At 60.3% G+C, this 15254-nt stretch carries 14 protein-coding genes; 3 read left to right on the forward strand and 11 right to left on the reverse strand.

Going from position 1 to position 15254, the window contains the following annotated elements:
- Positions 1-3: 3 nt before the first annotated feature.
- The 9 genes from ACYZUC_RS13610 to pcaR form a co-directional block, all read right to left on the reverse strand.
- Positions 4-1368, reverse strand: coding sequence for a 3-carboxy-cis,cis-muconate cycloisomerase (locus ACYZUC_RS13610; protein ID WP_461996295.1), 1365 nt, complete (start codon positions 1366-1368; stop codon positions 4-6).
- A 45-nt stretch (positions 1369-1413) separates the two neighbouring features.
- Positions 1414-2718, reverse strand: coding sequence for an MFS family transporter (locus ACYZUC_RS13615; RefSeq protein WP_461996296.1), 1305 nt, complete (start codon positions 2716-2718; stop codon positions 1414-1416).
- Between the two features lie 214 nt (positions 2719-2932).
- Positions 2933-3499, reverse strand: coding sequence for a protocatechuate 3,4-dioxygenase subunit alpha (gene pcaG / locus ACYZUC_RS13620; RefSeq protein ID WP_461996298.1), 567 nt, complete (start codon positions 3497-3499; stop codon positions 2933-2935).
- Position 3500: 1 nt separating this feature from the next.
- Positions 3501-4205 (reverse strand): protocatechuate 3,4-dioxygenase subunit beta, encoded by a 705-nt coding sequence (gene pcaH / locus ACYZUC_RS13625; protein WP_461996300.1) that lies wholly within the window; start codon positions 4203-4205, stop codon positions 3501-3503.
- 36 nt (positions 4206-4241) lie between these two features.
- A complete protein-coding gene (gene pcaF, locus ACYZUC_RS13630) occupies positions 4242-5447 on the reverse strand; it encodes a 3-oxoadipyl-CoA thiolase (protein ID WP_207286332.1) in 1206 nt (401 codons plus the stop codon).
- Complete coding sequence (locus ACYZUC_RS13635; RefSeq protein ID WP_150630975.1) at positions 5444-6223, reverse strand: CoA-transferase subunit beta; 780 nt, start codon at positions 6221-6223, stop codon at positions 5444-5446. The genes pcaF and ACYZUC_RS13635 overlap by 4 nt, the downstream gene beginning before the upstream one ends.
- A complete protein-coding gene (locus ACYZUC_RS13640) occupies positions 6223-7080 on the reverse strand; it encodes a CoA transferase subunit A (protein ID WP_008025638.1) in 858 nt (285 codons plus the stop codon). Before ACYZUC_RS13640 ends, ACYZUC_RS13635 begins: the two co-directional genes overlap by 1 nt.
- Positions 7081-7348: 268 nt before the next feature.
- The gene (locus ACYZUC_RS13645) at positions 7349-8695 is read right to left on the reverse strand and encodes a 4-hydroxybenzoate transporter PcaK (RefSeq protein ID WP_008039434.1); all 1347 of its coding nucleotides are present in this window, start codon (positions 8693-8695) and stop codon (positions 7349-7351) included.
- Between the two features lie 127 nt (positions 8696-8822).
- Positions 8823-9665, reverse strand: a complete 843-nt coding sequence (gene pcaR / locus ACYZUC_RS13650; RefSeq protein ID WP_008025635.1) for a pca regulon transcriptional regulator PcaR — start codon at positions 9663-9665, stop codon at positions 8823-8825.
- A gap of 668 nt (positions 9666-10333) precedes the next feature.
- Here pcaR and ACYZUC_RS13655 point away from each other — a divergent pair.
- The gene (locus ACYZUC_RS13655; protein ID WP_007903846.1) at positions 10334-10534 is read left to right on the forward strand and encodes a hypothetical protein; all 201 of its coding nucleotides are present in this window, start codon (positions 10334-10336) and stop codon (positions 10532-10534) included.
- A gap of 377 nt (positions 10535-10911) precedes the next feature.
- On the forward strand, positions 10912-12387 hold the full coding sequence (locus ACYZUC_RS13660; protein ID WP_461996304.1) for an inorganic phosphate transporter: 1476 nt from the start codon (positions 10912-10914) through the stop codon (positions 12385-12387).
- Between the two features lie 1165 nt (positions 12388-13552).
- Here ACYZUC_RS13660 and ccoM read toward each other — a convergent pair.
- Positions 13553-13669: a cytochrome c oxidase subunit CcoM gene (ccoM, locus tag ACYZUC_RS13665; protein WP_461996306.1), complete on the reverse strand. Its 117-nt coding sequence runs from the start codon at positions 13667-13669 to the stop codon at positions 13553-13555.
- A gap of 142 nt (positions 13670-13811) precedes the next feature.
- The gene (locus ACYZUC_RS13670; protein WP_085988412.1) at positions 13812-13973 is read right to left on the reverse strand and encodes a hypothetical protein; all 162 of its coding nucleotides are present in this window, start codon (positions 13971-13973) and stop codon (positions 13812-13814) included.
- Positions 13974-14159: 186 nt separating this feature from the next.
- Between ACYZUC_RS13670 and ACYZUC_RS13675 the strand changes: the two genes are divergently transcribed.
- Complete coding sequence (locus ACYZUC_RS13675; RefSeq protein ID WP_461996309.1) at positions 14160-15053, forward strand: LysR substrate-binding domain-containing protein; 894 nt, start codon at positions 14160-14162, stop codon at positions 15051-15053.
- Positions 15054-15254: the final 201 nt, after the last annotated feature.

A 15254-nucleotide genomic window follows, 5' to 3' on the forward strand; every position in this document is an offset into this window, starting at 1 on the left:
CCTTCAGGCAGTCAACGTAGAATGTTCAGCCACCGCTCTCTCGACCCAGGTATGGGCCTGTCCGAGGTAGTGAGCGGGGTCCAGCAGATGATCGAGTTCAGCGGCCGAGAGCTCGGCAGTCACGTGCGGCTCGTCGCCCAGCACCGCGCGTAAATGCCGCTGCTCGGCCACAGCACGCTTGCAGCATTGCTCCAGTAAATGATGCGCGGTGTCGCGACCGACCCGTTGTGCGAGGACGATGCTCACCGCTTCGGCCAGCACCAGGCCTTGGGTCAGGTCGAGGTTGCGGGCCATGCGCTCGGCGTCCACTTCCAATCCGTCGGCCACCAGCAATGCTTGCTTGAGGCTACCGGACACCAGGCAGCAAATCTCCGGCAGGGTTTCCCACTCGGCATGCCACAGGCCGAGGCTGCGCTCGTGCTCTTGCGGCATCGCACTGAACAGGGTCGAGAGCAGACCGGGAACCCGTGTTGCAGCGCCGATCAGCACGGCGGCACCCACCGGGTTGCGTTTGTGCGGCATGGTCGACGAACCGCCCTTGCCCGGCGCCGAGGGTTCGAACACTTCGCCCGCTTCAGTCTGCATCAACAGGCTGATGTCGCGACCGAGCTTGCCGAGGCTGCCGGCGATCAATCCCAGCACCGAACCGAACTCCACCAGGCGATCACGTTGGGTGTGCCACGGTTGGTCGGGCAACGTCAGGTGCAGCTCCGTGGCCAGCGCGTCGGCAATCGGCAGCGCTTGCGCACCGAGGGCCGCGAGGGTGCCGGAGGCTCCGCCGAATTGCAGCACCAGCAGGCGTGGTTTGAGTTCTTGCAGGCGTTGACGGCTGCGGGTGACGGCGCCCAGCCAACCGGCGATCTTCATGCCCAAGGTGACCGGCGTTGCGTGCTGCAACCAGGTGCGCCCGGCCAGCGGCGTGGCGACATAACGCTGGGCTTGCGTTGAAAGGGTTTCGCCCAGCTGCGCCAGATCGCCCTCAATCAATTCCAGCGCCCGGCGCAATTGCAGCACCAGGCCGGTGTCCATCACGTCCTGGCTGGTGGCGCCCAGATGCACATAGCGCTCGGCTTCGGCATCGGTGGTGGCGATCTGTTTGCCCAACGCCTTCACCAGCGGAATCGCCGAATTACCCGCCGTGGCAATCGCCTCGCCAAGGGCGGCGAAATCGTAGTGCCCGGCGCGGCAAGCCGCTTCGATAGGTGCCACCGCCGTCTGCGGAATCAACCCGACATGCGCCTCGGCGCGGGCCAGCGCCGCTTCGAAATCGAGCATGGCCTGAACCCGGCCCTGATCGCAAAACACCTCACGCATATCGCGCGCAGTGAAATAGGCATCGAACAATTGATTGCCCGGTCGCTGGTTCATAAACAGTCCTTGAAAGCGTGGGCCGATGTGGCCCACGCGGATGGATCAAAGGTCGTTGTGCAGGTATTTCGCCTGTTTCGGCAGACGCAGGCTGAACAGGAACGCCACCGCCATCATCACCGTAACGTACCAGTAGAAGGAGTTTTCCATGCCCACGGCCTTGAGACTCAGCGCGACGTATTCCGCCGAACCGCCGAAAATCGCATTCGCCACCGCATACGCCAGGCCAACGCCCAAGGCGCGTACTTCCGGCGGGAACATCTCGGCTTTCACCAGGCCGCTGATCGAGGTGTAGAAACTGACGATCGCCAGCGCCACAGTGATCAGGACAAATGCCAGAAACGGACTGGTGACGCTTTTCAGGCTCAGCAAAATCGGCACGGTGAACAACGTACCCAACGCACCGAACCACAGCATCGAGTTACGGCGGCCGATCTTGTCCGCGAGCATGCCGAAGAACGGCTGCATGCACATATAAAGGAACAGCGCGCCGGTCATGATGTAACTGGCGGTCTTGGCGTGCATGCCGGCGGTGTTCACCAGGTATTTCTGCATGTACGTGGTGAAGGTGTAGAAAATCAGCGAGCCGCCGGCGGTGTAACCGAGCACGGTAATGAACGCGGCCTTATGGTCGCGGAACAACGCGCGGATGCTGCCGGCGTCCTTGTTCTCGCGCATTTCCTTACTGGTGGTTTCTTTCAGCGATCTACGCAGATAAAGCGAAACCAGCGCCGCCATCGCCCCCACCACGAACGGAATCCGCCAGCCGTAAGCGCGCAGGTCATCTTCGGTGAGGAACTGTTGCAGGATCACCACCAGCGTCACCGCCAGCAGTTGCCCGCCAATCAACGTCACGTACTGGAACGAGGCGAAAAACCCGCGCTGGCCCTTGAGGGCCACTTCGCTCATATAGGTGGCGGTGGTGCCGTACTCACCGCCCACCGACAAGCCCTGCAGCAAGCGCGCGAACAGCAGCATGATTGGCGCCCAGACGCCGATGTCCTTGTAGGTCGGCAGGCACGCGATGAGCAGCGATCCGAAGCACATCATCAGAATCGAAATCAGCATCGAATTCTTGCGCCCGTGCTTGTCCGCGACACGGCCGAAAATCCAGCCTCCGATGGGTCGCATCAAAAACCCGGCGGCAAACACGCCCGCGGTGTTGACCAGCTGCACCGTCGGGTTATCGGACGGAAAAAAGGCAGGAGCAAAATAGATCGCGCAAAAGGCGTAGACGTAGAAGTCGAACCATTCGACGAGGTTGCCGGACGAGGCGCCGACAATCGCAAAGATTCGTTTGCTGCGCTCTTCGCCGGTGTATAGCGCGGGTGAAGCAGTTGGCGTTGTCATTGTTTTTTACTCAATGGGGACAGTGAGAGTCTAGACACACTTTGCAACAGTCCCGTTCCACACGAACATTCGGTGGCGTACTTATGGACGCCTTCGCGGGCAAGCCACGCTCCTACAGGTTTTGTGCCGTTCACAAAATGTGATGACCAATTCAAAACCTGTAGGAGCGAGCGGTGCGGCGATCCGACTTGCCCGCGAATGATCTCAAGCCAACTCAGTAGTCGAAGAACACCGTCTCCGCATCCGTGCCTTGCAGAATCACATTCCACTGATAAACACCGGTCGCATCCTGCTTCGCCAGCAAGGTATTGCGGCGTTCGGCCGGCACGCACTCCAACAGCGGGTCCGACACGTTGGCCGGTTCGCCATCAAAGTAAATCCGCGTCAGCAAGTGCTTCACCAGCCCGCGAGCAAACACCAGCACCACCAGGTGTGGTGCCTGGGTCGAACCTTTCAGGCCTTCCACCGTGCCCGGCTTGATCGTGGTGAAGCGGAAGCGCCCTTCGGCATCCACCGGGATCCGGCCGAAGCCTTCGAAGTTCGGGTCCAGCGGTTTGGCCTGATCGTCTTCAGGGTGGTCGTACTTGCCGGCGGCGTTGGCCTGCCAGACTTCCAGCATCGCGTCGTTGACGATGTCACCGTTGCCGTCGATGACTTGCCCGGTGATCGCAACGCGCTCGCCCAGGGTTTGTTCGACGGTGAGGTTTTCGCGGTTCAGCCAGGTCAGGCCGATGTGGTAATACGGCCCGACGGTGTGGGACGTGGTCGCAGTCAGCGTCATCTTATTTCTCCATCGGCGTGGCGTCGCGGCCGCGCAAGACGATGTCCCAGCGATAACCGAGGGCATAGGAAGGGATGGTTTTTTCCAGGTCGAAACTGGCGATCAAGCGCTCTTTGGCGCTGGTATCGGGCACGCAGTTGTAGATCGGGTCGTACGCCAGCAACGGGTCGCCGGGGAAATACATCTGCGTGACGAGGCGCGTCAGGATGCTCGGCCCGAACAGCGAAAAATGGATGTGCGCCGGACGCCAGGCATTGTGGTGGTTGCCCCACGGGTAAGCGCCGGGCTTGATGGTCTGGAATTGATACCAGCCATCGGCGTCGGTCACGGTGCGGCCGGTGCCGGTGAAGTTCGGGTCCAGCGGCGCGTCGTGCAGGTCGCGGGCATGGTTGTAGCGACCGGCGGCGTTGGCCTGCCAGATCTCCACCAGAATCCCCGGCACCGGCAGACCGTTTTCATCCAGCACGCGGCCGTGAATGATGATGCGCTCGCCCAGCGGTTCGCCCTTGTGCTGGGCGGTCAGGTCATTGTCACTCTCGTTGACGCGTTCGGCGCCGATGGTCGGACCGGTAATTTCCGACAACGAATGAGGCAAAAACACCAACGGCTTCGACGGTGAGCGACGGTTGGTGGATTGATACGTCGGGTGCAGGTACTCAGGCTGAGTGCCTTCCTGCGGGCGACGGTAACCAGGCTTGTCAGTCATTTCGCTTTCCTCTGTTCTTATTGTCACTGCTGCGCGTCAGACGCGTTCGATCGCCAAGGCCAGACCCTGGCCAACACCGACGCACATGGTCGCCAGACCTTTCTTGCCACCGGTTTTTTCCAGCTGATGCAACGCCGTCAACACCAGGCGCGCACCGCTCATGCCCAGCGGATGGCCCAAGGCAATGGCGCCACCGTTCGGGTTGACCTGCGCCGCGTCGTCCGCCAGGCCCAGTTCACGCAACACCGCCAAGCCTTGGCTGGCGAAGGCTTCGTTGAGTTCGATCACATCGAAATCGCTGACCGCCAGGCCGAGACGTTCGGTCAATTTGCGTACCGCCGGGACCGGGCCGATGCCCATGACACGCGGTGCGACACCGGCGCTGGACATGCCCAGCACTTTGGCGCGAGCGGTCAAACCGTGTTTCTTCACCGCTTCGGCCGAGGCCAGAATCAGTGCCGCCGCACCGTCGTTCACACCCGACGCATTGCCGGCGGTGACGGTTTTGTCTGGACCGTTGACCGGTTTCAGTTTGGCCAGGGTTTCCAGCGTGGTATCGGCGCGAGGATGTTCGTCCTGGCTGACGACGGTTTCACCCTTCTTGTGGGCAATCCGCACTTCAACGATTTCTTCCGCGAAAAATCCTGCAGCTTGCGCGGCGGCAGTGCGCTGCTGACTGCGCAGGGCGAACGCGTCCTGATCCTCTCGGGACACTTCGTAATCGTCGGCCACGTTGTCGGCGGTCTGCGGCATCGCATCGACACCGTATTGCGCTTTCATCAACGGGTTGATGAAACGCCAGCCGATGGTGGTGTCTTCCAGCTTCATGTTGCGCGAGAACGCCGCATCGGCCTTGCCCATCACGAACGGAGCGCGGGACATCGACTCGACGCCGCCGGCAATCGCCAGTTCCATTTCACCGCTGGCGATAGCGCGGAACGCGGTGCCGATGGCATCCATGCCCGAAGCGCAGAGGCGATTGAGGGTCACGCCCGGAATGGTTTCCGGCAGGCCCGCCAACAGCAGCGCCATGCGCGCCACGTTGCGATTGTCTTCGCCGGCCTGATTGGCGCAGCCGAGGAACACTTCGTCCACGGCGTTCCAGTCCACCGACGGGTTGCGCTCCATCAATGCCTTGATCGGCACGGCGGCCAGGTCATCGGCGCGAACCGCCGACAGGCCACCGCCGAAACGGCCGATGGGGGTGCGAATCGCGTCGCAGATATAAACGTCACGCATCACGCTTCTCCGGGTGCTTGGCCGTGGGCGGCGGCGGTGCGGGCTTCCAGATCCCTGAGTGCCTTGAGTTCAACCTCGGTCGGCTCGGCGGTGTGTTCAACGGTGTCGGCGAAACGAATCGCCCAACCGGTGGCCGCAACCACTTGCTCGCGGGTCACGCCAGGGTGCAACGCAGTGACCACGAATTCATGGGTGCCCGCTTCCGGTTCCATGATGCACAGGTCGGTGATGATGCCGACCGGACCGGCACCCGGCAGCCCCAGACGCTTGCGCGAATCGCCGCCCTCGCCATGGCCGACCGAGGTGATGAAGTCGAGCTTGTCGACGAAGGAACGCGCCGACTGTTTAAGGATGATCAACACGCTTTTGGCCGAGCCGGCGATTTCCGGCGCGCCACCGGCGCCCGGCAGACGGACTTTCGGTGCGTGATAATCGCCGACCACCGTGGTGTTGATGTTGCCGAAGCGGTCCACTTGCGCGGCGCCGAGAAAACCGACGTCGATGCGCCCGCCCTGCAACCAGTAGCGAAAAATCTCACCAGTCGGGACCACAGTATCAGCGGTTTCCGCCAGTTCACCGTCACCAATCGACAGCGGCAATACACTCGGCTTGGCACCGATCGGACCCGATTCATAGATCAGGACTACGTCCGGCGAGGACGTCAGCCGCGCCAGGTTGGCCGCTTTCGACGGCAGGCCGATGCCAACGAAGCACACCGAACCGTTCTTCAGTCGGCGTGCGGCGGCAACGGTCATCATTTCATTGGTGGTGTAAGTCATTACTTCGCCTCCGAAGCAGCGGCCAGCTTGGCCTGGAACTCGCTGAAGTCAGCGCAGCCATGGATGTACTCGTTGATCCACGCGGTGAAGGTTTCACGGTCGCGGGCAATCGGGTCCCAGGCCTGGTAGAAACGGTTGTCACGCTCGTTGTAGCCGTGAGCGTAGGACGGATGCGCACCACCGGGAACGTGGCAGACCGCGCTCAAGGCCCAGGTCGGCAGCACGCAGGAGTTCATCGGTGCATTGAGGTCGTCGACGATTTCTTCAACGGTGACGATGCAACGCTTGGCGGCCAGTGCGGCTTCTTTCTGCACGCCGAGAATGCCCCAGAGCAGCACGTTGCCTTTACGGTCGGCTTTCTGCGCGTGGATCACGGTGATGTCCGGGCGCACCGAAGGCACGGCCGCGAGTACTTCACCGGTGAACGGGCAGGTAACGCTCTTGATCAGCGGGTTGACCTTTGGCAGGTCGGAACCGGCGTAGGCTCGCAGCACCGCGAACGGCAGGCCGGAGGCACCAGCGACGTAGGCGTTTGCGAGGTCGGCGTGGCTGTGTTCTTCGATTTCCAGCGGGTGCGGCCACTGCTTCTCGACCGCATCACGCAGACGGTGCAGCGAGCCCACGCCCGGGTTGCCGCCCCAGGAGAAAATCAGCTTGCGAGCACAACCGGCGCCGATCAACTGGTCGTAGATCAGGTCAGGCGTCATCCGTACCAGCGTCAGATCTTTCTTGCCCTGACGAATGATTTCGTGACCCGCCGCCGTAGGGATCAGGTGAGTGAAGCCTTCGAGCGCAACGGTATCGCCGTCGTTAACGAATTGCTTCACCGCGTCGTGCAGCGAAAGGATTTCAGCCATGGGGCAGGCTCCCGTTTTGTTATGAACCGACAGTGGTAGAAAAAGGCGCGATGCGCGCGCCGGAATGACTAGAGAGTAAGCCCCATAAAAACCCCAAACAATCCGATAATCGACTGAGTGTTCGTTTATCGAACAGATTGTTGTCTCGCTACCGACCTCAAAAGCTTCGCGGGCAAGCCTCGCTCCTACAGGTAATCACTGAACCTGTAGGAGCGAGGCTTGCCCGCGAAGAGGCCATCAAACCCACTGAAGATCCTGAAACCCGGACTCAGGTCGCATCCGCATGGCTGACCATGCCCTTGATCACCACCGCCGTGGTCGCCAACGCCGCCGGAATCACCAGCGCCGTCAGCACCTGTTCAAAGTTCCAGCCCAACCCCAGCAACGTCGCGCCCATCCAAGCCCCGAGGATCGCGCCAAAGCGACCAATCCCGAGCATCCACGACACACCCGTCGCCCGCCCTTGAGTCGGATAAAACCGCGCCGCCAAAGAAGGCATCGCCGATTGCGCGCCGTTGACACACATCCCCGCCACCAGCACCAGGGTTGCCAACAGCGTGATGTTGCCCAGGCTCTGCCCTACCGCGTAGGCAAACACCCCGGCCAGCAGGTAGAAAGTGCCGATGACTTTGTGCGGATTGAACCTATCCATCGCCCAACCCACGCCCACGGCGCTCAACACGCCGCCGAACTGGAACAGCGCGCCGATAAACGCCGCTTGCTCCATGCTCGCGCCGCTGTCACGCATCAGCGTCGGCAGCCAACTGGTCAGCAGGTAAACGATCACCAGGCCCATGAAGTAGGTCAGCCACAACAGCAAGGTGCCGGTGCTGTAAGTGCCGGAGAAGATCACTGCAAACACGTTGCGGGCCTTCACGGTTTTCTGTTCCGGCACACTGAAGCTGGATGCCTGAGCGACAACGCTCGGATCGATCGGCGCCAGCGCCTTGCGTACCTTGTCGGTGCCGCGATTGCGCACAACCAGGTAACGCGCCGATTCCGGCAGCCAGAGCAGTAAAACGACGGTGAGGATCAGCGGCAGAATTCCGCCGATCAGCAACAGGCTGTGCCAGCCGAACGCCGGAATCAGCTTGGCCGAAATAAACCCGCCACCGGCCATGCCGAGGTTGAAGCCGCAGAACATGCTGGTCACCAGCAAGGATTTTTTGCGCTCCGGGGTGTATTCCGACAGCAACGTCGTGGCGTTCGGCATACCGGCGCCGAGGCCCAGGCCGGTCAGGAAGCGCAGTACCAGCAATTGATCGACATTGGTGCTGTAAGCCGACGCCAGGCTGAAGGCGCCGAATAACAACACGGCGCCCACCAGTACGACTTTTCGCCCGAAGCGGTCAGCCAACGGGCCGGAACCCAGTGCGCCGAAGACCATGCCGATCAACGCCGCACTCATCACCGGGCCAAGGCTGGCGCGATCGATGCCCCAGTCCTGGGACAGTGCCGGCGCGATGAAACCCATGGCCGCGGTGTCGAGGCCATCGAGGAAGACAATCAGGAAACACAGGATTACCACTCGCCACTGGTAGCGCGAAATGGGTTGAGCATTGATGAAGGACTGCACGTCGAGGCAGTTTCCTACAGCAGACTGAGGCTGGTTCATTATTTTTATTCCACGCAAGAACGCAGTCGGACAGGTGCCAGCCTAGGCTGGCGCTGCCGCGACATTAGTGATCCTGGGGAAAGTGCGTCAATTCGTTAAACGCGAGTCTGGGCGATTACCGAACAGCTTAGGCAAACAGCTGGGCGCTGAGGTTGCGGCTGGCCGCCAGCAGACCCGGCAGGAAACGTTGCTCCAGTTCGTTGCGGCTGACCCGGCCGGCGTGCGTGCTGACGTTGAGCGCAGCCACCACTTGCCCGGAAGCGTCGTACACCGGAACGGCAATCGAGCGCAGGCCTTGTTCCAGTTCCTGATCGACGATGCACCAGCCTTGTTGCCGTACTTCCTGTAGGCACTCGAGCAACGCTTCGGGGGTATGCAGAGTGCGACTGGTCTTGGCTTGCAGGTCGGCATGGTCGAGGTATTCACGCAGTGACGTGTCGTCCAGTGCCGCGAGAAGAATCCTGCCCATGGAGGTGCAATAGGCGGGCAGGCGTCCGCCCACCGACAGGTCCACCGAGATCAGACGCTGAGTCGTCGCCGAGCGGGCGATGTACAAAATGTCGTCGCCTTCCAGCGTGGCCATGTTGCAGGCCTCATGAAGTTGCTCGCTCATGCGGTCGAGGTAAGGCTGGGCCGACACCGCCAACGGGGTCGAGGACAGATAGGCATGGCCGAGGGTCAGCACTTTGGGCAGCAGCGAATAGGTGCGACCGTCGGTGGTGGCGTAGCCGAGTTTGATCAGGGTGTGCAGGCAACGTCGCACAGCGGCGCGGGGAATTTCCGTGCGGTGACTGATCTGGGCGATGGTCAAATGCCGTTTGCGCTCCTGGAACGCTTGCACCACGGCCAGGCCACGGGCCAGGGACGTCATGAAATCCGGGTCGCCGGTCAGGGCCTGGATCCGCTTGGCGGGCGACGCGACTATCGGCGGCGCTACTGAAGCGAAGGAATTGCGCATTTGCTCGTTCATATCAGGTCCTTTTCCCACACGGATCGGCGAAGGCTATTACATGCGGCCCCGGGTTCGGCGCACAAGCCACAGGCAGCCAAGATCGGGCGATTATCGAACGGCCGACCGATAATCGCAATCAGCCCTATTGGACGCGACAGTCGCTGTGCAGGTTTCGGCTCGTTCCCTATTACATGTTTTACCTTTGCTTGAACCCGCCGTTAAAGCACCCCATGTAATCTTTAACTTGTTCGACTTAATGACGCCAGAAAGACATCACTGCTAAGTGACCGCAAAACTTGCAAGTAACAAAACAATCACACATTGCCATTCATTTTTAACTCCTTGGCGATAGTGTTCTGCAAATCGACCGCTATAATGCAACTCAGTGACCACTCGGTTTTTACTTGCCGATTGCGTCACCCGGCAGCACGATGTTCCATCGCGGCTGCCCGCAGCAAGTGCCTGTCGTTCATTTCATATGCTCCGCCAGCGCGCTCGCTGAAACAGGAAACTGATGCTACGTCAGCCGTTTTGCTCTGGTGCCGTGGCCGCCTGCAACATGGAAGTATTGATTGCCGAGTCGTAAAACGATGCCTTTGCGGGCATTGTCCTTTCGGCGAGCGTGGTCAATGCATTTGCTGCAGCGCGATTTACCAGAATTAATCTCAACCCATACAGGTAGCACTGTGACGAAAGACGAACTGCGCGCGGAACTTGAGCGCCAGGAACAACGTTACAAGGAAGTTTACGGCGGGGAAGTCACCACCTACGCCGCTCAGCCCGAACCGGAACGCAAACCCTGGCGTAAACGCGCCACCGTTCAGGATCAGGCTTTTTCCCAGGAATTGCAGAAGATGGAAAAGGAACTCAAAGCCGAAGAGCCATGATTGCTCCGGCCTGATTCCTTTCAAGGGCCCGCGCCTGCCCCCGTTAAAAGCGGGAAGCAATGATGTTGCCATTCGCGCCCGCTACGAGCGGGCAGCGGCCTCCTCATCCATCTGATGAGGTAAATGGCTCATGTCTGGCCCTCTTCTCAGATATTTCACACAAGCGTTCAAGCCTCTCGCCTACAGGAGAGAAACCCTTGTGCCTGCGGGCTTTCCAAAGAAATTCAACGACTTGCAAAACCCGGTAAAAGCCCGGCGCCTGGGCTATTGCCGCAAACTAATTCGTTGAAGAATGTTACCGATGAGCAGCTAGTGCATTGATTAGCAGTCTTTTCTGGCATAATCGCGCCCCCTTATGACCGGGTCAGAAAACCTTCATGATCGATTTATTCAGCGGACTGGATGCTTGGGTGCTTGTGAGCCTCTTGCTCGCCCTCGCCTTTGTCCTCGCCTTCGAGTTCATCAACGGCTTTCATGACACTGCAAACGCGGTGGCCACTGTTATCTACACCAAAGCCATGCCGCCTCATCTGGCCGTGTTCTTTTCCGGTGTGTTCAACTTTCTTGGCGTGCTGCTGGGCGGTGTCGGTGTGGCGTATGCCATCGTCCACCTGCTGCCGGTAGAACTGCTGATCAATGTGAACACCGGTCACGGGCTGGCCATGGTGTTCTCGTTGCTCGCCGCCGCCATCACCTGGAACCTGGGCACCTGGTACTTCGGTATCCCGGCCTCCAGCTCCCACACGCTGATCGGTTCGATCCTCGGGGTCGGCCTGGCCAACGCCCTGATCAACGACATTCCGTTGGCCGATGGTGTGAACTGGCAGAAGGCGATCGATATCGGTGCCTCCCTGGTGTTCTCGCCAATGGCCGGCTTCCTGGTCGCCGCGCTGATTCTGATCGGCCTTAAATGGTGGCGTCCGCTGTCCAAGATGCACAAGACGCCGGAACAGCGCCGCAGTATCGACGACAAGAAACACCCTCCGTTCTGGAACCGCCTGGTGCTGGTGATCTCGGCCATGGCCGTGAGCTTCGTGCACGGTTCCAACGATGGTCAGAAAGGTATCGGCCTGATCATGCTGGTGCTGATCGGTATCGTGCCGGCGCAGTTCGTGCTCGATCTCGGCAGCACCACGTACCAGATCGAACGGACTCGCGATGCAACCCTGCACCTGAGCCAGTTCTACAAACGTAATGCCGATACGCTGGGCGAGTTCCTGGCACTGGGCAAAAGCGTGGAAGGCGATCTGCCGGAGAAATTCCGTTGCAACCCGAAACAGACCGAACCGACCATTTCCGCCCTGCTCGACACCCTTAAAGGTGTGGCCGATTACCACTCGTTGTCGGCGGAAAGCCGCATCGAAGTGCGTCGCTACCTGCTCTGCCTGGACGACACGGCCAAGAAAGTCAGCAAACTGCCAGGCCTCGCAGCCCGTGAAAAGGCTGACCTGGACAAGCTGCGCAAAGACCTGACCACCACCACCGAATACGCTCCGTTCTGGGTAATCCTGGCGGTCGCACTGGCCCTGGGCCTCGGCACCATGGTCGGCTGGAAACGCGTGGTACTGACCATCGGCGAGAAGATCGGCAAGCAAGGCATGACTTACTCCCAGGGCATGTCGGCGCAGATCACGACCGCGAGCCTGATTGGCATGGCGAACATCTTCAGCCTGCCGGTGTCCACCACCCACGTGCTGTCTTCTGGCGTGGCCGGCACCATGGTCGCCAACAAAAGCGGCCTGCAGGGCGGCACCGTCAAAACCATCCTGCTGGCCTGGGTCCTGACCCTGCCGGCAACCGTGGGCCTGTCGGCCGGCCTGTTCTGGCTGGCGTCGAAGGCACTGGCTAGCTGATACATCGCTGCAACGAAAAAGGCGCGTTCCGTGAGGTTCGCGCCTTTTTTATCGCTGCGTTTTAGTGAACACCACGAAGCACGCGAGCTGGAGGGCGGTGTTGGATGGAGTACATATCCGTTTCTGCGGTAACGGCGGCTATTGGTTTCGCCCTTACGGCGAGTCACTTGGAAAAGCCCCAAGTAACCAAGCGCTCTTGCCCCTTTCGTTCGGTGCCTCGCTGTGGCTCGGCATGCCCTCGCTCCGGTCCTGCTCCGTGGGCCCGCCGCGATCGGCCATCCCTGGCCGTGCGCGGCTAACCCGGCATCCATGCCGGGTTGCCCACTGCGCAGAACCTCCACTCGGCCTCTCGAGGGGGCGCTCAGATCAAAAGCGGAAGGCGAGCTAACGCTCGGCCTGATGAGTGGTGAAAATCAAAAGCGTACGCGATTTCCTGTAGGAGCCGGCTTGCTGGCGAAAAGCGTCTGGGCGACGCGTTCATTCAGACAGCCCGCATTATCGTTGGCGTCCATCGCCGGCAAGCCTGCTCCTACAATTTTGAATTGTGTGAACCCAATCCTCGTGTAGGAGCCGGCTTGCTGGCGATGGCGGTGGGTCAGTCGAGGTTTGTATTGGCTGGACGGACGCAATCGCCAGCAAGCAGGCTCCTACAGGGGGGCGGTGTACATATCCAGAATGAATGGCCGCAGCAGTGAAGGAGAACGCGTACGCAAAATGAGCCAGGTCGGCTTTCAGGCCGCCTCGGCGGCTGTGGCGGTGGTCGCCCCCTCGAGAGGCTGAGTGGAGGTTCTGCGCAGTGGGCAACCCGGCATGGATGCCGGGTTAGCCGCGCACGGCCAAGGATGGCCGATCGCGGCGGGCCCACGGAGCAGGACCGGAGCGAGGGGACCCTGAGCCTAAGCGAAGGGCCGAACGAAAGGGGCAAAAGCGCTTGGTTACTTGGCGCTTCTCCAAGTAACTCGCCGTAAGGGCGAAACCATAAGCCGCCGTTACCGCAGAAACGGATATGTACACCACCCAACAACCCACCTGAAAACCCCAGGCCGTTGCCCAACTTAAAATCCCCCACCGCCAACCCGCACAAGCCACCAGATTTTCGCAGGCAAAAAAAAGGGCAACCGAAGTTGCCCAAAATGCCTTGCGTGCTCATTGCATCCAGAAAGACCTACGGTTTTTTCCGTTTGTGCGAATCCTTCCAGATAAAAAATCCAAACCCTACGAAAAACAGAACCATGAGGCCGACTGTCAGCACTCCGGCGATCACCACGTTGTCGAAAAACATGACTGGCCTCCTGCACTTGCCCTGTTGCGATGGGGCTAAGTTAACCAATCGGGCAGGAGAGGAAATTGACCGGGATCAATATCGCCCGAGACTGGGCGCAAAGGAGGGAGAAAACTGATCTGCATCAACGGATGCGAGGGGTTTAACGCTTTTTCGGTTTGCTCTTCGGCTTCTTCTTCGCTTTGCCCAACGGCATTGCCTGCTCGAATGCCTGGCGCACTTCGTTCAGGCGTTTTTCGTTGAGGTCATGAACGCGTTTGGCGCGTTCGGAATTGAGGTCGATCAGTTTGTCGTCTTGGCTCATGGTCTTCAGTGCATCGCGTGAAATGAAGTTCAACTGCCGCATCGCTCGGCAGGATTGCGCCAATAATGCGGTCTGGCGCCCGCGCTGACCAGTCACCGGCGTAACAGCGGCTTAACAAAATATGTGCTCACGGCGTTTTTTCAACGCACAATCGCGACTTTGCGATGGACCCAAAGGACCCGCACCGTGGAACTGCACCAGGATCTGCCTCCCTTGATGGCCCTGCGCGCCTTCGAGGCCGTGGCGCGTCATTTGAGTTTCATCAAGGCCGCCGATGAATTGTCGGTGACCCAGAGTGCAATCAGCCATCAAGTGCAGAAACTGGAACAGTTCCTCAATCAACGGCTGTTTATCCGCCGCACCCGGGCCATCGATCTGACGCCTGCCGGCGAAGCGTATTACCGGAAAATTCAACCGGCCCTCGCCTCCATCGCCCTGGCCACCCGTGAACTGCGGGGCAATGAGCACCAGGAAAGCACCCTGCGCATCGGCCTGCTCGCCTCGTTCGCCACCCTGTGGCTGGCGCCGCGCCTGGCCAGTTTCAACTCGCGCCACCCGCACATTCATGTCGAACTCCTGCCCTCGGTGCAACTGGCCGACGTCGGCGGCGGTGAAGTCGACCTGGCCATCCGCTACGGCAAAGGTGGCTGGCCGAAAGTCCAGGCCCGGCGCTTTATGGTGGAAACACTGAGCCCGGTGTGCAGCCCGGCGTTCAAGGCCAAGGGCACCGACCATGGCCCGCTGCTGATGGCCAAGTCGCACCAACCGTTCGAGTGGATCGACTGGAGCGCGCACAACGCCATCGACCTCAGCCACTGCCCCAGCGTCATGCTCCACGACTACAACATCGTCGTCGAAGCCGCCGTGGCCGGCCAAGGCATCGCCATGGGGCGTCGTCACTTGATCGAGCGCCGGCTCAAGGACGGCTCGTTGGTAGAAGCCTTCTCCACCCCGCCGTTCATTAGCGATATCGGGTATTGGCTGGTCACGCCTGAGCGGACGCCGAGCCACGCGGCACAATGCTTTGGTGAATGGCTGAATGAGGTGGCCAACATCGCACACAAATCTCACGGCGACTAAAGATCAAAATTGTGGGAGCGAGCCTGCTCGCGAAGGCGATGTCCCATCCAACATTCATGTGACTGACACACCCTTTCGCGAGCAGGCTCGCTCCCACATTCGGTCTACGCATGAGCTATTTGAATACGTCGGATTAAATCTATCCGTTTGTCGCGCTCCCCGTCCGACAACATGCTGAAGCCTTCATTCAGGAGGATTCAC

This window comes from Pseudomonas sp. GT1P32 (assembly GCF_054897805.1).